The following is an 18901-nucleotide window of genomic DNA, read 5'->3' as shown; positions in this document are numbered from 1 at the left end:
CACTAATCTAATATTTCAATCAAATGAGAACAGTAACAATCATTTTAAGTTTAGCTTTATGCAGTATCACTTCTGTGAACGCGCAGTGGTGGGGAAATGGAAAGAAAATTGCCGGAAACGGTAATATGGTTTCCAAAAACAGAACCGTATCAGACTACGATGTAATCAAGGTAAAAGGATCTTTGGATGTATCTTTGGTAGCTGGGTCTGAAGGTAAATTAACCATCGAAGGTGAAAGTAACCTAATCGAGTACGTAAATACCGAAGTAGATGGAGATGCATTAAAAATTTATGTAGAAAAAGGATATTATCTAAAAGTATCAAGAGGTAAAAAATTAATAATCACTGTTCCTTTTGAAGATATTAGTAAAGTTACCTTATCCGGATCTGGAGATGTCTACAGTAAAGACCCAATCAAAGCAACAAATTTTAAAACCGGTGTTTCAGGATCTGGTGATGTAAAATTGATGTTGGATGCAGAAACCACAGAAGGTTATGTAACAGGTAGTGGAGATTTGGTACTAAGCGGTTCTTCAAGCAACTTTGATTGTAGCGTAACAGGTTCTGGTGATCTAAAAGCATATAGTCTGGATGCCAAAGAAGTTAGTGCTTCTGTAACTGGATCTGGAGATGTACAAGTAACTGCTACTGCTTCATTAAAAGCAAGAGTTACAGGATCTGGTGACATTATGTATAAAGGAGACCCAAAAATAGAAGACAAAAAGGTTTCTGGATCAGGAGACATTACAAGATATTAATAGACAGTTTTTTAACATCATTAGGCTGCTTATGATCATAAGGAAATCATAAGCAGTTTTTTTTATGTATAATAATCTTTATTTTTACATCATGATTATCTTAATTTATTAAAAGATAAGCATAAAGGAAATATTGTTCACCCCCAAATACCTGCCGCATTGCTGTTTTTATCTAAAAAAGAGATTCCTTTTAAGGACATTGTTCCTGATGGCTATGTGGATATCCATTCGCATTTAATTCCAGGAATTGATGATGGTGTAAAAACCATGTATCAATCTGCCTATATATTAGAACAATTTCAAAAGCTTGGAGTAAAAAAAGTAATTACCACGCCACATGTGCTACAACAAATTTGGCCAAATTCTACGGAAACCATTCTTCAAAAATATGAGGAAGTAAACTCCATATTGCCCACTCTAGGAATTGAAGATATTCAATTGAAGGTAAGTGCCGAGTACATGTTGGATGATTTGTTTTTTCAAAGAATAAAGGAAAAAGACATTCTTCCTTTACACGACAAATATGTATTGGTAGAGATGTCTACTTTTAGTCCACCAATGAATTTGAATGAAATGCTGTTTGAAACCAAATTGGCTGGATATATTCCGATACTTGCTCATCCCGAACGTTATACATTTTACCATAAAGACTTAAAGAAGTTTGACGAGCTTAAAGAAGCTGGTGTTCTGTTTCAACTTAATTTATTGTCTTTGTCCGGTTTTTATGGGGATCAGGTTAAAGAATTTGCCAAGAAAATGATCGAAAGAGGTTATATAGACTTTACAGGATCAGACGTTCATAACTACCAGCAATTTATGGTACTGGAAAAAGGCTTCCAACCAAAAATAGCAGAACAAATCAAAAACCTAATGAAAAAGAACTTTATATTCTCTTAGTTCTTTTTTCCGTATCCGTAACCGTAGTTATAACCCGCTTGACTACCAGCTGCATTAAGAAGTACAGCAATGTTAGGCAAACGTTTTTCTCTATAGAAATTTTCAGGTACTTGCAGAATTCTCTTATCTGAGTAGTTTTCTCTTACGATATAAATACTAAGATCAGAAAACTTACCTATCAACAAGGTATCTGCAACCAAGCTCACAGGCGCAGTATCCACAATTACATAATCATAATTTTCTTCCAGATAATCGAACATTGTTTTTACCCTATCCTGCATCAATAACTCGGCAGGATTAGGAGGAATCGCTCCAGAAGGGATATAATCGAAAGAATCTTCATCTTTTTGACTGTATATCACATCTGTAGTCTTCAATTCGGAATCCATGATGAAATTAGTAAGTCCTTTGGTATCTTTCCCTTGAGGCAACTCTAATATTTTATGAAACTTAGGATCTCTAAGATCAGTCCCCAAATACACCACTTTTTTACCAGAAATGGACAGGGCTTTAGCCAAATTAGAAGATATCATGGTCTTACCTTCTCCCGAAATTGTAGAGGTAATAAATATAACTTTTCCTTTATCCTTTTTGATTCCGGCGAGTAAGAAATCCAAATTGGTACGTAGTATCCTAAACGCTTCTGCAATACCAGATCTGTCATTTTGAGAGATCAAAATTTTGCTCTTTCCTTTTACCTTTGGAATAGAACCTATAATAGGCATAGAAAGCACTTTTTCAAGATCCTCTCTAGAGTTGATTCTTACATTCAGCAAATCTGATAGGTAAATGATCATAAACGGAATCACTAATCCCAGGAACAACGCTCCTGCATAGATCATTTTTTTATTAGGAGATACCGGGAATGAACTTAAGGTTGTCGCTTTATCAATTACACGTGCATTAGACAAGGTAATATGACTTGTGATCTCTGCTTCTTCCCTTTTTTGTAATAAGTAAAGGTAAAGTTGTTCTTTAATGGTTTGCTCACGTTCAATAACTCTCAAATCCTTTTGACGCAAAGGTGCACTATATAACTTACCACTGAAATACTGATCCTGAGTTCTTAAACTTTGTAAACGAATATTGATATTGCTTCGCAAACTGTTCAAACTACCAATCAAAACCTGTCGTAGTCCGTCGATTTGCTGATCAATATTGACAACCACCGGGTTTTGAGCACTAGAGGTTTTTAATAATCGCTTTCGTTGTAAAATCAAACCGTTATATCTAGTTACTGTAGTCGTAATTGTACCATCACTAAACCCAAGATTGGCAGGAATGAGATCATATCGTCCTTCCTGACTCAATACAAACCTTCTCATTGATTCGATCAAATTGAGTTGTGTATTAAGCTGTGCTATTTCTTGTACATTTCTAGAATCAATATCTGCAACACGTTGTGTTTGGGCTTCAACATCGTTGGTAAGACCAAATTTGGACTTATACCCTGCTGCTTCATCATCCACTTGAGATAAATCTCCTGATATCAAATCCAAGCGATCATTAATAAAATCTGCCGTTCGGGCGGAGATTTGTTTCTTATTCTCTATAGTCGCCTTATTGTACTCTTCTACCAGATTATTCAGGATATCCTTTGCTTTTTCCTTAACAGGGTCGTTAAGGGCCAAACGAACTATGGTAGAGTTTTTCATTGGTGATATGGCAATTCTATTTCTATACGACTCTGCCACTATCTTTACCGGAGCAATTTGGATTTTTATGATTTTACCAATATTTGCGTCGAGATTATCTACACTTGGAGTGATCACAATATCACCAACAGTACTGCTTACAGTATTTCCAAAAGAATGATCGCTGATCTTATTCCCTTTCTCATCCAAAAATGAAAAGGCAGTAGATGAATTTATTTTTACATGAAAAACCTTAGACTTTGTATGCACTATAGAATCATCCGCCAAAAAGTTGATTTCGATCAAAGATTTAGGGTAGTTTTCTACTTCTAAGATGCGACCTTCAGAAAAATATCTAACGTTAAGTTTCAAATTATTAACCACATTGGTAATTAAAGTTCTTGATCTAATAATCTGAATCTCGTTTTGAATACTATTTTGCGAAGACTCTATCAATCCCAAATCCTTGAAAGCCGCAAGTTCTGATTCGCTTATGCTTTCATCCTGAGAAATCATGATAGATGATGATACATTATACTGCGGAATCGTATATCTGACCTTTAAAAAAGCGCCTGTTACAAAAATGGCTACACTCAAAGCGAACCAATACCATTTTTTGAGATACTTAATTATTTGATCACGTAGATTGAAACCAAAACCATTATTGGTATCAAAAGTATTATTTTCGACGGGGGCATTATTAGTAATCATAGAATTACCTACTATTATCTTATGATTAATGTTACTGCAGACAAGACTAAACCAACCACACTGATAATAATTCCTAAGGCATTATTATTAGTTTTAGAAGTTCTTACTCTAGAATCATTAGGCTCAATATACAACACATCATTTTGTGCTAAATAGTACACTGGAGATTCAAAAATTGATTTTGATGTAAGGTCCACACGATGATAGGTATTTTCACCTTCGTTTTCTCTAATCACCATCACATTTTCTCTCTTTCCTTTAATGGTCATATCACCAGCTAGACCTAGTGCTTCAATTATAGTTACTCTTTCATTTGGTATGGTGTAAGAACCTGGTCTGGCAACCTCACCCAAAACGGTGATTTTGAAGTTCATCAGTCGTACACTTACTATTGGATCGTTGATATAAATTTTCAACTTCTCCTTGATCATATCTTTTACCTGAACTCTGGTAAGTCCAGATATTTTTAGTTTTCCAAGAACTGGAAAATCGATATTTCCGTTTTCGTCGATTAAGTAATTAGGCTCTACTCCGCTTCCTCCGCCTGCTGCAGCTGCTCCAGCATCTCCTGCAGCACTAATGTTTGATCCCTGACCCAAATTAAATGGTCTTGCAGCATCCATATCTGCCGCAGAAATAAATATGCTAACAATGTCATCTACTTTAAATACCGGTGTAAATGAATTTGGAGAGCCAATTTTTTCCAAATTCGCAGAATCCTGAAAATATACTACGTCTTTTGGAGCTTTGCATGAAACAATTGAAATCAATAATAATAGAAGTAATAACAAAAATCTATATCGCATATTTACAACACTTTTAAGGCAAGCCTATCGTATAAGTCACAAAAATATAACTTTATTTAATTCGACAATAGAATTTTGTGTCATCTGTTTCCCTTAAAATTCTTTTTAATGACACAAACTCAATTATTGTCCTATGGCAAACCTTGTTTTCCCTAAATCCCTATGCCAAAATCTCTTCTTTTGCTCTATTAGATTCTTTATTGATTTTATCAATACTTTCGAAGGTAGAGTTATTAGAAATATATTCGGGCACAATTTCTTTTAATTTTCCAACAATTTGATGATCCTGATTTAATAAATTCATGATACACAAATCATCGATTTTATCTTTCACCAATGCACAATCATTATCATCATGCTTGCTGATCATAATTTTCTTATGATAAGTAGGTAATGTATTTTCGGTATCCGCCAATAATTCTTCGTACAACTTCTCCCCTGGTCTTAGTCCGGTAATCTGGATATCAATATCGTTTGGATATTGTAATCCTGAAAGTCGAATCATCTTTTTGGCAAGATCAAATATCTTAACTGATTCACCCATATCGAATATGAAGATCTCTCCTCCGTTACCCATAGTACCTGCCTCGATCACTAATTGTGATGCTTCAGGAATAGTCATAAAGAAACGTGTTACATCTTTATGAGTAACTGTTAACGGACCTCCTTTTTGGATTTGTTTTTTGAATAAAGGAATCACAGAACCATTAGAACCAAGTACATTACCAAATCTCGTTGTGATAAACTTAGTTTTACTAGTTCTATGAAGACACTTGATATACATTTCTGCAACTCTCTTGGTAGCCCCCATTACATTTGTTGGGTTCACCGCTTTATCGGTAGAAACAAATACGAATTTATCTACACCAAATTCTGAAGAGAGATCAGCTAATTTTCTAGTTCCTAAAACATTAATCTTAATTGCTTCGCAAGGATTAGATTCCATAAGCGGTACGTGTTTATACGCTGCCGCGTGAAATACCATATTAGGTCTATATTTTTCGAATATAGTTTCTATTCTTTGGTGATCTCTAATGTCTGCGATGATAGGAGTAAATTTAGTAACCCCTTTACTTAGCAATTCTTGTTGTAAATCATACAAAGCAGATTCTGCCTGATCTACCAAAATCAAGTTTTTGTAGTTATAATAAGAAGCTTGTCTTACAATCTCACTACCAATAGAACCTGCAGCACCTGTAATCATAATTACCTTACCTTCAAGCTCTGCTTTAATATTTTGGTTATCCATATTGATAGGTGCTCTATCTAACAAGTCTTCAATCTGGATTTCTTTGATTTGCGAAACATTCAACTTACCATCGATCCAGTCATTAACCGCAGGAATAATTTTTACTTTAACCGATAGTTTCAATAACTCATCAGAGATCTCAGAGAGCCTTTTCTTGCTAATATGAGGTATCGAAACAACGATTTCCTGAATGTTATTCTTGTTGATAAAACTCTGCGTTAAATTCTTTGAAGAGAATACCTTGATACCATTGATGGTCTTTCCTATTTTTTGCGCATTATCATCTACAAAACCAACCACAGAAAGAGAACGGCTAGAATCATTCGTAATTGCTGCCAAAGTGATCAAACCAGAATCTCCTGCACCGTAGATTAAAATTCTAGAAGTCTCTCCTAATTTTGATTTTATGTAGTAAAAACAATATTTAAATATCAAACGACTAGTGGTTAGCGTAATGATATTCAAAAGATAGTGAATACAAATAATCGATACTGGAATATTTAATAACTCAGGGATCAATGACATTCTACTAGACACCATCAAAAAGCCTGTTAGAGCAATTAATACCGTAACCGACAGGAATAAATTATACGCATCTCTCATCCCGGTGTGTCTTACTACACCTTTGTAAGATCCGATGGTCAAAAAGCTTAACGTTGCCAATACCGCAACCACAGGGATTTGGTATAACAAACTTGATGTATCAAAATTTAGCGTAATACCAAAACGTATTACATAAGCTAAAAAGAAATTAAAAATCGTAATAGATACATCTATAGACAATACTAACCACTTGGAAGCATGTTTATGTGAATTATTTATTAGGTAATTTTTAATCATCGTAATACATTTTTAATTACTGAAACTACTCTTTGTAAATCGTCTTCTTCAAGATTTGATCCGCTTGGCAGACATAGTCCACGCTCAAACAGATCTTCTGAAACTCCATTTAAATACGCATCACATTCTGTAAACACAGATTGGAGATGCATCGGTTTCCATAATGGTCTGGACTCAATATTCTCTTTGGCCAGGGCTCCTCTAATTGCTTCTCTTAGTTTGTACGAAGTGGTTTCGATACAACTAAGCCATCTATTTGAAAACATTCCGTTAGGCTCTTCCAAAAACTTTATTTCTGAAGAATCTGATAAATGCTCTTTATAAAATTCAAAATTTCTTCTTCTATAAGACACATGCTTATCCAATACTTGCATCTGTCCTCGACCGATTCCTGCTGTAATATTGCTCATACGATAGTTATACCCTATCTCTGAATGCTCATAATGTGGAGCATTATCTCTTGCTTGTGTTGATAAAAAGATAGCTCTCTTCTTTTGTTCTTCATTTTTGGTAACCAAAGCACCACCACCCGATGTAGTGATGATTTTGTTTCCATTAAAAGATAAGATAGCTAAATCCCCAAAAGTACCACACTTAATCCCGTGATAAGTACTTCCAAGAGCTTCTGCACTATCCTCGAGAACAGGTATCTTATACTCTTTTGCTACTTGATGAACCGCTTCTACATTATAAGGCATTCCATATAAATGAACTGCCACAATTGCTTTCGGTTTTTTTCCCTTGGCTATTCTGTCTTTAATCGCAATTTCTAATTGCTCTGGACAGATGTTCCAGGTATCTCTTTCGCTATCAACAAATATTGGCTTTGCCCCTAGGTATACAATTGGATTCGCTGAAGCTGCAAAGGTCATACTCTGGCATAATACCTCATCTCCATGAGATACCCCTAGCATGATCAAACCAAGATGCAGTGCTCCTGTACCAGAACTTAGTGCTGCTACATTTGCATCATTTTCTAGGTAAGTTTCTAGGTCTTTTTCGAACCCATCAACATTTGGCCCCAGTGGAGCAACCCAGTTTGTACGAAAAGCTTCATTGACGAAATCTTGTTCCGTTCCACCCATATGCGGCGATGAAAGCCATATTCTTTTTGAGTCAATTATATTCATATTTTCCCATTAATAATGAACAAATAATCTCTGAGCGATTAAATGATACCGACTAAATTGTATCATCTATCCACTTCTTTTTCATGACAATCTAAAAAAACGCTGGAAGAGGGGGGTAGAACTTCCTTATAATTTTATTTTCCGATAGCTAAAATAGTTCAGATAGATCAATTATCAATTCAAAAATCTATTTTTTAGACAGAATACTTAAAAAAAACGTTTAACGGTTAAAATTCCCTTACTTACTTACACCAAATACGTGTTTCCCGTAAGAAAAGTATGATGAAAACCAAGCTTTTACAAGTAATACTGTTCAAAGAACTTATGTTGCAATTACGCTAATGTCATTTTGATCAAGGATAAACAAAAAAATAATCATGAGATGACATTATTAGCTAACCACCAATAAACACTGCAATAATAGGCATACTTTTTTTAAATATTACAGTGCAATACCTAAATATGGGCGGGGTATTTTCCCCTTACAAAAAGCTATTTAGAACCTAACACTCACGTTTACAAGCATGATTCAAAAAAAACATAGATAAATTTTGATTTATTTAATTAATTGTATAAAATTTACTCCCTCAAAATAGCTACCCATTGCGATGTAAGTAACTATTTCCCTCCCCAAGAATTTTATAATTATAAACCATCTAGATGTTATTTAATTCTATAGATTTTTTCATTTTTCTACCGATAGTCTTTGTTTCATATTGGTTTCTTTTTCATAAAAAGAACAAGATCCAAAATACTTTTCTTCTAGTTGCTAGTTACATTTTTTACGGGCTTTGGGATTGGCGGTTTTTGTTCCTTATTCTGGCAAGCACCTTAGTGGATTTCTTTGTAGGCCAGGCAATTCACAACTCTGATAATCAATCAAAAAGAAAAACCTGGCTATGGATTAGTGTAATCTTCAATATCAGCCTTTTAGGTTTTTTTAAATACTATAATTTCTTTGTGAATTCCTGGGTTGATTTTATATCCATCTTAGGATATGATTTAAAAAGCACCTGGACGTTACAAATCATATTACCAGTAGGAATTTCCTTTTATACTTTCCAGACCATGTCGTATTCGTTAGACATCTATTATAAAAGACTATCTCCTACCAAAGACTTTATTGCTTTTGCAACTTTTGTAAGTTTCTTTCCGCAACTAGTTGCGGGACCTATTGAAAGAGCATCTAATCTACTATCACAAATCACCGCCAAAAGAGTATTTAACTACGTACAATGTACAGAAGGGTTAAAATTGATTCTTTGGGGACTATTTAAAAAAGTGGTTATTGCAGATTCGATAGCGCCGATTGTAGATGATATCTTTGCCAATTATCATTCATATCCTGCTTCAACCTTGATCTTGGGAGTTTCTCTTTTTAGTTTTCAGGTGTATGGAGATTTTAGTGGATACTCTGATATCGCCATTGGTACCGCAAAACTATTTGGTATAGAATTGATGTCTAATTTTAAATTCCCTGTTTTTTCTAGAAATGTAGCAGAATATTGGCAACGTTGGCATGTATCACTCTCTACATGGTTTAGGCATTATGTGTACATCCCACTTGGAGGAAGCAGAGTAAGCAAACTTAAATCTGTTAGAAATATCATCATCATATTTTTGGTCAGCGGCTTTTGGCATGGCGCTAATTGGACATTCATTGCCTGGGGAGCATTACATGCTGTATTGTACATCCCTGTATTTTTGATGGGAAGAAACCGAATCTACATGAACAATGTAGTAGCAGAAAATAACTGGTTTCCTTCTGTAAAGGAAATTATACAGATCATGATCACATTCTCTCTGGTTACTTTTTCTAGAGTGTTTTTTAGGTCAGAATCCATTTCTGATGCCTTTGGTTTTATAAAACAGTGTTATACTAATTTTTCTTACGAAAGCTATCATCATCCATTGGGATATAGAATGATCGATTATTATATTTTACTTGGTATTTTTGTATGGTACGAATTTAGAATACGTAGAGATGAAAGAGCTCCGTTTAAATTTAAATCCAAGTACGTTCGATTTTTGGTGTATGCACTTGTAATACTCGCTATGTTATTATTCTACGACGATAATGTGGATCGATCTTTTATTTATTTTCAATTCTAAAACACGATGAAAAAACTTATTCTAAAAAGCGGTTTATACTTTTTTCTGATCCTAATTTTTCTGGAAGGTTTGGTGCGTGTTTTTCATTTGGGAAAGGACACTCCTAATCGATTTCTTGATGAACATGAAGTTGAAAAATGGGTTCCGAATCAAAATGGTTTTTCGGTAACCGGAAATCGAAGGCAAAACTTTTCTGAATATAAAATTAATAACTCGGGATATAATTCTTATCGAGAATTTAACCCTACAGCGAATAAGACAGAACTGGCACTAGTGGGAGACTCTTTTATAGAAGGATTTCATCAAAACTACTACAATTCTATTGGTAAAAAAATAGAGCAGCAATTCACAGATATTGAAGTATATGAATATGGTTATGCGGGGTATGATTTTGCTGATCAATTGCATCTTGTACACTCCTACAAAGAGGAGTTTAATCATATTGATAAAGTGATATTGGGAATCAAGTTTTCTAATGATTTAACACGCTCCAAATATCAGGTAATGACAGGAAGACTGGCTCTAGAATCTCCTTTAAACAAATTACTGAAAAAAAGTAAATTATTGGTCTATACCAAGAGTATTGGGCTTCTTGACCCTCCTCAAAAACTGATCTACAGGATGAGAAGTTTTCTAAAATCAAAGCAGGAACCCCATGTAATTAGCGAAGAAGAAACTGCACGAATCCAAAAAGAGAAAGAACAACAATATTTAGCTAATTTTGAAAGCTTAGTTAAGTTATATGGTTTTGACAAAGAACGTTTTACGCTCTTACTAGATTCCAGAATCACTCCTCCTCTATTTTTAGAACACTTGGAAACGAATAACTTTGATTATCTGGATTTTGCACCTTTATTTGAAGCATCAAAAAAACCAACAACGTTAATTTATGATCGCCATTGGAACAACCATGGTAGAAGTTTGATTGCTAAAGTGATCACAGATCATTTGCAGCAAAACAAAGGCTGGAAATAAAGTCTACAAGAAATTACTGAAATCTTTAATCTGCAAAAATGATTTTTTGCATTTTGGAAACTCCACAAATATAAAAACTATCCTTTTCTTCGGGTACCTGAATCACTTTTACCTGATCTACATGTTCGATACTGGTATATAGAAAATCGAATACGTTTCTTCGTAGATACAAATACTGATCCTGATTGTAATCGATTTCTTGGTAGGTTTCGAATGTTTTTAGTTCTTCTTTCGCTTGAGTTTCAAAAGACCTTTCTTGAATAAGATGTTCTTTTTTACGTTTTGCTTTAAAGTTTTTGTAGCGTACATAAGCTATTTTAAAAACAAACTCTTTTGCACTTGCTTTCAAGTATTCTATGGTAGCTGTAAACCATCCGGAAAAGGATTTTTTGGGATATAAGATTTGTTGTTCGAATTGATAGATATGATTACACCATTCTCTTTTGTAACTCAAATCTCCCATTCCCATTTCGTAAGACAAATGATCATTTGCTATACACCAATCCAATTTCTTAAATATCTCTACACTACCCAAGCTAAATTTCCCAAAGTCGATATCATAAGAGGATATCGCACTAAACAATCTTCCGTGAAAATGATGATTTAAGGAAACTACTATAGGCGTGTTTTTTTCATAAGCTACAAAAAGAGAAGCTTTCTTTTCATTGATCAAAGAAAAGTACATCTTTTTATAGCGATCCCATTGTTTTAAACTTTGGCTTACATCATTGCGTTGCTCAAATCTTCTAACCAACATTTTTTCCAGAGCATCTAGCAACGCATCGTACTCTTCTCGTTGGATCTCTCCATAAAACGTTTTGTAAGAGATATCAAAGCAGGTTTCTAGTCTTTTTACCCTTCTTCTTATCCCTTTGGCATTACTACGGAAACGAGCTTTTACATATGCATCTGCGCTGGCAAAACCGTCTAATAAAATAGCATATCCCTTGAAAAACTGATTAATCGTCTTTGTATTCAGTTTTGCGTTATTGTAGACCGGCTTTAGGTAATCCGGAATAAAGAAAAATGAATACACCGTATCTGATCGATCCTCATACTCTGGATTTCGGATAGATTGATGCTCTCCATGGGTAGTAATCTCTGAAAATATTTGAGGTATATTTCCCTTTTCAAAAATCTCGAAAAAATAATCTACAATCTCTTTTTTCACCTGTTTTAGTTTTGGTTTATACCTCTTTTTAGGGTTTCCATCGGTAAAACGGAAAAAAACAATTGTTCAACTCTTCTTCAGAAAATGTAGTATATTCTTGATTTGCAGACTTGCTTAAATCATCATAAACTTCTTGATTGACCACCTTCCTTCCGGTATAAAAAATCACATCTTCATCTTTTGGAAACAATGACTTTTTATTTTTGTACAATCCGTCTCCATCTTTCATTCCTCCACCCAAAACGTAGTGTTTCTTATGATTAGCAATAGCCCAATCGATAACTTTTACCCGTAGAAAATCATTAGGTCTATAACTGAAGTATTCTGCATTGGTTCCTCCCAAAAAGGCAAAAACGGTATCCTTATAGTTGATGATCAACTCTACAGAAATTGGGACATCTTCAAAATAAGCGACGGCTATTGAAAAGTTATCAATGTTCGAAAGGACAAGATCATCAAAATACGAACTAGAAAAGAAATAGATACTAGCCGCATTATTTCTACTCATCGTTTCTACATAGATATCATTAAAAATTTTGATAACATCTTTAGTAATCTCCTGCTTGTCGAATATTTTAAAACTTAAATCATAATTCACTGCTTTTCTGTAATTATTCCTCACTTTGGGCAGAAAAGCCGTCCATTGCGCTTCAAAATCTCCCAAAAGATTTCCTCTCACATTCGAAAGTGTTTGTATTAGATTGCCAGAATAAGCCATATGATTGGCTGTCAAACTAAACCGAATAAACTCTGAGACAATATTGTTCTCCAGATACCAGGCATCTACCTGGCTCCAAAACTCAGATAAGTCTTCTTCAGAAACATCAGAATTAAAAAGAGGACCATTATATCCGTAAGGACTTATTACATCTCGATATTTACTTTTAACACCATTTACTTCAATTTCTCTTGACACAAAAGGCATTAATACACATGGGGTACCGTCTTTTTCTAACAAAAAGTAATTCAGCTTGTCAGAATCATTAGCAAAATAACGCAAATGCTCGATTGCATAATACACGTTATTATCCCATTTCTCCTGAAGAAGCGTTCTGTATTGAGATACATTTGCTTGATCATCGAGATGGTCGACAAGTAATCTGTAGTTTTGCTTCAATTGTACAACTATTAATTTAGGTTTATTATTTAGGTTTTTCTTTATTCTACTGTATTCAGAAAATAACTACTGAATTTTTCAGACAGCACTTTTGACAACCATATGATCCGACCACAATGTTCTAAATGCCAAACTGCCTTTCCATCAAAAATATTTCCAGCCAACAAAGGGCCCATGATGTGTAAATTCGGTAAGGTTTCCAAATCTTCATTCACCTCAAAACCAATATTAGAATCATTTGCCTTGGCATATCCTTTCTTTATCATATTCTGAAGTAATACAGGTATGTTCTCTTTTGACAGATTTGTACTTCCTACACAATTGATAATGATATGTACTGGATCCTGATCTATCAAATTGGTCTTGGTTTGGGTATCCAAGTATTGCAAAACATAATCTCCATTATCATTCTTCTTTAGATCCCTAAATCGCCCTGCAATATGATTGAATCTTCCTTCGGCTTTTAATGCATCAACGGTTTTGGAGTAATGGAATCCCGCACAACGTTGTCTTCTCCCGATTTCATTACCATGAAAACAGGCAAACTTTCTAAGTTCGTCTGTATCTAACTTACCAAGCAACGTTCCAAATGCTTTGGAAACAATCTCAACAGTAGATGCTGCTCCCAAATTGATCTCATCGGCATGATCCAGATCTTTATAGGTAGCATTCGCTATTTCTTGAGCAGTTAGACTTTCTTTATCTGCCAAGGCCTTTAAATGCTCAGGGACATATTCTTTTCTCTTTTCGGTATCAATAACAGAATCCGGTAACAATCCCTGAGTTGAAAGAAAAGAGAACTTATGTATCCTTGATTTTATATGAGCTATATCATTAAACTTATACAACATCTCCAATCCACTGGCATTGGCTCCTACAATTAGTACATTAATCGGAGTATTGTTACCCAATCCTTCAGAAAAAGCATCAATCTTTTGCAAAGTTTGTGCTAGCTCTGGTTTGTAAGGGTCATTCGCAAACAAAAGATTGTCTTCTTCTATGAGGTCCTCATCTTTCCAAAGATGATTTACGGGCAATGACCCTACAGAAAGTACTACTTTATGAGAAACAATAACTTGGTCATTTTTTAATGATAGGTGGTATCGTTCTGCTTCTTTTTCGATATCGATAACTTCACCAGTAACACAGCTTATTTCCAGTCTTCCCTCTTGTCTGAATTTATCTAAACGGCTGTTTACTTTTTCTTCGATATAACATCCAAAAAACCTTCTGGGAATAAATAAATCTTCCCAATCATTGTTTTCTATTTTTTGAGCATGAGTTTGCATCCATTCAATAGATAAATCACCTCCCTCCTTTTTCAAATTATCCAACAACCAACCTTTATTTTCGTTAAGCCATTTGACAAACTTGCTCAGCTCTGGTTCTGGTAAAAAATTCTTCAAAGAAGTAATAAGGTGTACAGAATATCCTGATCTGGAACCATATGGAATTCCCGTATGAAACTCGCTATACTTATCGATGATTGTGATGTAAATCTTTTCGGTTGCATCTGGAGTAGCTTCTAATTTATCTAGAAAATGTAAGATGGTAAAAGAAGAAGATATCCCTGAACCGATAAATGTTATATCTGATATTTTGGTTTTAATTTCGGCCTGCATGAATTAAGGTTGTTTGGTTTTAATAACTCTTCCTGGGTTACCTACAACAGTGGTATAATCAGGAACATCACGTATAATAACGGTACCGGCTCCTATAAGCGTATCTCTACCTATTTCTTTTACCCCCGTCATAGCGGTTACTCCCATACCAATATAGGCGTTTTCTCTTACATTGATCAAAGCTCCAATGTTAACTCCAGATGACATAAAAACACCATCTTCCAGAGTTACATGATGTGCTATGGTACTATCCATATTGATCATGATGTAATTTCCTATAGTTGTATGCGGCATTACGATATTTCCTGCCAACATGTATACCGCTTCTCCAATGGTTACATCTGGTGCGATAGAAACAGTATGGTGTAAAAAACCTGGAATACCATATCCTTCATTCTTTAAGGTCGATAAATACTCTGCTCTTACCTTATTCACTCCGATTGGGCAATACACATCCTGTATTTTGCTCTTAAATGTATTATCAAAAAGGTCTTCGTATTTTCCCAAGACGGGAATACCGATCACCTCTGTCCCCTGGAGATCGGGGTTATCATCGATAAAACCGATGATCTGCACTCCAGCTTCTTTCAAATAGGATGCATATACCTGCCCCTGGGTCCCTGCTCCTATAATTACTGCATTTTTCACTTTGTATCTAAAGTTTTTAGTGGTTGTTTCTTTGGTTAATTATTACCTGTAAAAGTAGGCATATTCAAATTTTGCCCGCTATTGATATCTTCTTTGAACAATACTTTCTTTATTGTTCGTATCAAAATCTTCATGTCCGTTATAAAACTAATATGTTCGGTATACCAAACATCCAATTTAAATTTTTCCTCCCAAGAGATCGTATTTCTACCATTTACCTGTGCCCAACCAGTGATTCCTGGTCGTACATCATGTCTTCTTTTCTGAAAATCATTATACAACGGAAGATATTTTACTAATAAAGGCCTTGGTCCAATAAGACTCATATCTCCTTTTAGCACATTAAACAACTGTGGAATTTCATCCAAAGAGTATTTTCTGATAAACTTACCCACTTTTGTGATGCGTTGTTCAAATGGTAAAAGCTCTCCGTTTTCATCCTTCTTGTCGTTCATACTCTTGAACTTCACAATTTTGAATATTCTTTCATTTCTACCCGGGCGCGCTTGAAAGAAAAAAGGCTTTCCACTATTTGCCATGGCCAAAAACACAATGAGAAAAAGGATAATTGGCGATAACAATACTATCCCAAAAAAGGAAGCCAAAAAATCTATTAAGCGTTTCAAAAATGATTTATACATCTTTTTTATTTAAAAAATTAAATCTTATCAAATACCTCCCCTCTACTTTAGAAAGAATACTAAACTAAGATTTAGAAATATATTTTTTTCCTTTTTTAATGGTTTCAATTTCCTTTCCAGGAACTCCATAAACTAATTTATAATCATTTACATCGTTCAGCACCAAAGCTCCTGCTCCAATAATACTGTGCTTACCTACAGTAACTCCTTGTATTATATTTGCTCCTAATGATACCGCTGAGCAAAAATCAATCTTGACATTACCTCCAACAGTCACTCCCGGTGCAATACTAGAAAAATCATTAAGCACTCCATCATGTCCAAAACTTGCATTGGTGTTTACAATGCATCCATCACCTATCTCTGCTAGTGCGTTGATTGTAACCGATGCCATTATTACTGTCCCTTTTCCTATCCTAACGCTTTTACTTATTACAGCAGAGGGGTGCACTACCGTGATAAATTCAAAATCTGGCTCAATCTCTTTAATTCTAGTATGCATTACATACCTTGTCCAATTATCTCCTATAGCTACAACACCTTTACAGATTCCCTGTTTCGCAAGGGTAGGAATGATATCCTCTGTTCCCAGAATTTCATAGCCTAATACTTTTTGTCCAATAGGCTTGAAAGAATCAATAAGTCCGTAAACTTTATATTTTCCAATACTTTCAATAGCCTCTATAATCACCTTGGCATGTCCTGATGCTCCTATTACTACTATTCTTTCCATGATTTTGCATTTGTACAATGATATTTGATAAAGGAATGAATCCCTTTTTCATTATACTATGACAAAAATCAGGAGAGTAATGATTTATATACCTAGCTCGGATTTAATGGTTTTCATCAAATCTCCTACATTGTTCATGTTCATCAAATCCATGAGTTTAAATTTGATTCCAAAAGTTTTTTCTACCTCTGTAATAATCATCATGTGAGTTACCGACTCCCAACCGTCTACATCATTGGCAGTGGTTTCGTCAGTAAGTTCAAATTTATCATGTTCTAATACCGCTACAAAGGCTTCTTTAACTTTGGATACTATTTCTTCTTGAGTCATTATTGATTAATTATTTGATATCAAAATACGTTCTAAGTTCTTTTCTATTGATTTTTCCGTTGATACTATGCGGAAACTCTTTTACAAATATAATATGCATAGGAATCATATAGTCAGGCATTTGAGTTTTCATATAATCAAACATAGCCTCTGTATCAAATTCTTCAGATTCTATCGCCAAACCTAATTCTGCATTCCCCAAGCTATTGGTAATATCCAGAGCAACCATGTTCACCTTTTTCTCGGATTTGGCTTTAGCATGAAACTCAATTTCAGCAAGTTCTACTCTATACCCTCTTATTTTTACTTGAAAATCTGCTCTTCCTACATAGAGAAAATCATCTTCTTCATCTTTAAAGCACAAATCTCCAGTTTTATAATAACGTATCGATTCCCCTTCCTCTTCTCTTGTAAAAAAACTGACTGCATTTTTCTCTTCATTCTTCCAGTATCCCGGGGTTATTTGCGGTCCTGCTAAACATAATTCTCCGGTAACTCCAACAGGAACTTCTTTATTTTCCTGATCTACCACCAGGTATTGTGTATCTTTTTGAGGAGTACCTATGGCAATAATCCCATTATGGTTTTTGGTATGTGTTTCCTTATGATATGGGTAAAAACCACTGTAAACCGTAAACTCTGTTGGACCATAATAGTTAAATATCTTACAATTTGGTAAACAGTCACTCCACTCTTTGGCGATGTCATAATGCAAAGCTCCTCCTCCAAAACTACAGTATCGAACATCCGGAGCATTGATTTCTGAAAAATAAGGTCGTAAGTAATTAATAATGGAAGGCACCATAGTAAGTACGGTTAGCTTTTCTTCTTTGATCAACTTGAATACATAAAAATATTTGATCGCCCCTTTCGGAATTGTATACATACAAGATCCCGCCAGCAGAGGAAACAAATAAGTAACCACCGAAAAATCGAAGGTAAGCTCAAACATTTGCAAACAACGATCAGAAGGCACCAAATTAAAATCTGGTTCTGCCTCTATTGCATTTACGAGTCCTTGAACATTATTGAATGTAATAGGAACACCCTTAGGCAAGCCAGTGGTTCCTGATGTAAACAATATATACGCCAGATCCTCTCCATTTGCTTCTATTGGAACAAGATTAGGTGCAGCATCTGGTAATGTATGTGTTTGTATTACCGAAAGTGATTTATACAACGATTCCTCTGAAGAATCCAGCACATATTTGGTCTTTGTCATTTCAAAAACCTGCGTGTTCCGTTCTATCGGAGATAAAGGATTAACCGGCACATAAGCTTTTCCTTCAAACCAAAGCGCGACGATACTGGCATAAGTGTATAGATCATCATTGGTCACCAACCCTATCAACTTTTCAGAATCCTCAATCTTAGAAGCAATGGCTTGTCTTATTTTGGATATTTCATTAGCAAAATCCTGATACGAATAAAACACTCCTTTGATGCATAACACATTGTGTTGTGCATGGCTTTGTATCGATTCCTGAAGTTGATGTATAAAATTCATAGTTGGTTAATCGTATTTTT

General features: G+C 34.8%; 15 protein-coding genes and 1 pseudogene. 4 read left to right on the top strand and 12 right to left on the bottom strand.

Translation table 11 applies throughout. The annotated features are described in order from the left end of the window. Positions 1-23 precede the first annotated feature (23 nt). Both BUE24_RS01525 and BUE24_RS01520 read left to right on the top strand, forming a co-directional pair. A complete protein-coding gene (locus tag BUE24_RS01525) occupies positions 24-758 on the top strand; it encodes a head GIN domain-containing protein (protein ID WP_073312915.1) in 735 nt (244 codons plus the stop codon). A 159-nt stretch (positions 759-917) separates the two neighbouring features. Further along, positions 918-1655: a tyrosine-protein phosphatase gene (locus BUE24_RS01520; RefSeq protein WP_073312913.1), complete on the top strand. Its 738-nt coding sequence runs from the start codon at positions 918-920 to the stop codon at positions 1653-1655. Here BUE24_RS01520 and BUE24_RS01515 read toward each other — a convergent pair. The 4 genes from BUE24_RS01515 to BUE24_RS01500 all read right to left on the bottom strand — a co-directional run bounded on the left by BUE24_RS01515 (position 1652) and on the right by BUE24_RS01500 (position 8025). After that, positions 1652-4000 (bottom strand): GumC family protein, encoded by a 2349-nt coding sequence (locus BUE24_RS01515; protein ID WP_084549352.1) that lies wholly within the window; start codon positions 3998-4000, stop codon positions 1652-1654. The genes BUE24_RS01520 and BUE24_RS01515 overlap by 4 nt on opposite strands. A gap of 14 nt (positions 4001-4014) precedes the next feature. Further along, positions 4015-4806 (bottom strand): polysaccharide biosynthesis/export family protein, encoded by a 792-nt coding sequence (locus BUE24_RS01510; RefSeq protein ID WP_073312910.1) that lies wholly within the window; start codon positions 4804-4806, stop codon positions 4015-4017. A 160-nt stretch (positions 4807-4966) separates the two neighbouring features. Next, positions 4967-6895, bottom strand: coding sequence for a polysaccharide biosynthesis protein (locus BUE24_RS01505; protein ID WP_073312909.1), 1929 nt, complete (start codon positions 6893-6895; stop codon positions 4967-4969). Beyond that, on the bottom strand, positions 6892-8025 hold the full coding sequence (locus BUE24_RS01500) for a DegT/DnrJ/EryC1/StrS family aminotransferase (protein WP_073312907.1): 1134 nt from the start codon (positions 8023-8025) through the stop codon (positions 6892-6894). The genes BUE24_RS01505 and BUE24_RS01500 overlap by 4 nt, the downstream gene beginning before the upstream one ends. An 834-nt stretch (positions 8026-8859) precedes the next feature. On the opposite strand from BUE24_RS01500, the gene BUE24_RS01495 reads away from it, so the two are divergent. Next, positions 8860-10137 (top strand): MBOAT family O-acyltransferase, encoded by a 1278-nt coding sequence (locus BUE24_RS01495; RefSeq protein ID WP_342039410.1) that lies wholly within the window; start codon positions 8860-8862, stop codon positions 10135-10137. Positions 10138-10143: 6 nt separating this feature from the next. Further along, positions 10144-11112 carry a hypothetical protein gene (locus BUE24_RS01490; protein WP_073312903.1) on the top strand — a complete coding sequence of 323 codons (969 nt, stop codon included), beginning with the start codon at positions 10144-10146 and terminating at the stop codon, positions 11110-11112. 25 nt (positions 11113-11137) lie between these two features. Here the strand turns inward: BUE24_RS01490 and BUE24_RS01485 are convergent, their stop codons facing one another. From BUE24_RS01485 to BUE24_RS01450, 8 genes and pseudogenes are all read right to left on the bottom strand, one after another. Next, positions 11138-12283 carry a GNAT family N-acetyltransferase gene (locus BUE24_RS01485; protein WP_073312901.1) on the bottom strand — a complete coding sequence of 382 codons (1146 nt, stop codon included), beginning with the start codon at positions 12281-12283 and terminating at the stop codon, positions 11138-11140. 28 nt (positions 12284-12311) lie between these two features. Then, a complete protein-coding gene (locus BUE24_RS01480; RefSeq protein ID WP_073312899.1) occupies positions 12312-13400 on the bottom strand; it encodes a GNAT family N-acetyltransferase in 1089 nt (362 codons plus the stop codon). Positions 13401-13441: 41 nt separating this feature from the next. Beyond that, entirely contained in the window at positions 13442-15022 is a 1581-nt protein-coding gene (locus tag BUE24_RS01475) for an FAD/NAD(P)-binding protein (protein ID WP_073312897.1), read from the bottom strand. Between the two features lie 3 nt (positions 15023-15025). Next, positions 15026-15676: pseudogene (locus BUE24_RS01470) on the bottom strand (NeuD/PglB/VioB family sugar acetyltransferase); the annotation flags it as partial. A gap of 29 nt (positions 15677-15705) precedes the next feature. Then, entirely contained in the window at positions 15706-16311 is a 606-nt protein-coding gene (locus BUE24_RS01465) for a sugar transferase (RefSeq protein WP_073312881.1), read from the bottom strand. 64 nt (positions 16312-16375) lie between these two features. Then, entirely contained in the window at positions 16376-17044 is a 669-nt protein-coding gene (locus BUE24_RS01460) for an acetyltransferase (RefSeq protein ID WP_073312880.1), read from the bottom strand. A gap of 84 nt (positions 17045-17128) precedes the next feature. Continuing rightward, positions 17129-17374, bottom strand: a complete 246-nt coding sequence (locus BUE24_RS01455; protein ID WP_073312878.1) for an acyl carrier protein — start codon at positions 17372-17374, stop codon at positions 17129-17131. Positions 17375-17384: 10 nt separating this feature from the next. Continuing rightward, complete coding sequence (locus BUE24_RS01450; RefSeq protein ID WP_073312876.1) at positions 17385-18881, bottom strand: AMP-binding protein; 1497 nt, start codon at positions 18879-18881, stop codon at positions 17385-17387. Positions 18882-18901: the final 20 nt, after the last annotated feature.

Source organism: Aquimarina spongiae, assembly GCF_900141785.1.
Classification (GTDB): domain Bacteria; phylum Bacteroidota; class Bacteroidia; order Flavobacteriales; family Flavobacteriaceae; genus Aquimarina; species Aquimarina spongiae.
Note: the sequence above shows the minus strand (reverse complement) of the source record. Positions and strands in the feature narration are given on the sequence as shown.

What these genes read in the sequence shown, in the direction of transcription:
- BUE24_RS01525 (WP_073312915.1), top strand. Translation starts at nt 24, where the DNA reads ATGAGAACAGTAACAATCATTTTAAGTTTAGCTTTATGCAGTATCACT.
- BUE24_RS01515 (WP_084549352.1), bottom strand. Translation starts at nt 4,000, where the DNA reads ATGATTACTAATAATGCCCCCGTCGAAAATAATACTTTTGATACCAAT.
- BUE24_RS01510 (WP_073312910.1), bottom strand. Translation starts at nt 4,806, where the DNA reads ATGCGATATAGATTTTTGTTATTACTTCTATTATTATTGATTTCAATT.
- BUE24_RS01505 (WP_073312909.1), bottom strand. Translation starts at nt 6,895, where the DNA reads ATGATTAAAAATTACCTAATAAATAATTCACATAAACATGCTTCCAAG.
- BUE24_RS01500 (WP_073312907.1), bottom strand. Translation starts at nt 8,025, where the DNA reads ATGAATATAATTGACTCAAAAAGAATATGGCTTTCATCGCCGCATATG.
- BUE24_RS01490 (WP_073312903.1), top strand. Translation starts at nt 10,144, where the DNA reads ATGAAAAAACTTATTCTAAAAAGCGGTTTATACTTTTTTCTGATCCTA.
- BUE24_RS01475 (WP_073312897.1), bottom strand. Translation starts at nt 15,022, where the DNA reads ATGCAGGCCGAAATTAAAACCAAAATATCAGATATAACATTTATCGGT.
- BUE24_RS01465 (WP_073312881.1), bottom strand. Translation starts at nt 16,311, where the DNA reads ATGTATAAATCATTTTTGAAACGCTTAATAGATTTTTTGGCTTCCTTT.
- BUE24_RS01460 (WP_073312880.1), bottom strand. Translation starts at nt 17,044, where the DNA reads ATGGAAAGAATAGTAGTAATAGGAGCATCAGGACATGCCAAGGTGATT.
- BUE24_RS01455 (WP_073312878.1), bottom strand. Translation starts at nt 17,374, where the DNA reads ATGACTCAAGAAGAAATAGTATCCAAAGTTAAAGAAGCCTTTGTAGCG.
- BUE24_RS01450 (WP_073312876.1), bottom strand. Translation starts at nt 18,881, where the DNA reads ATGAATTTTATACATCAACTTCAGGAATCGATACAAAGCCATGCACAA.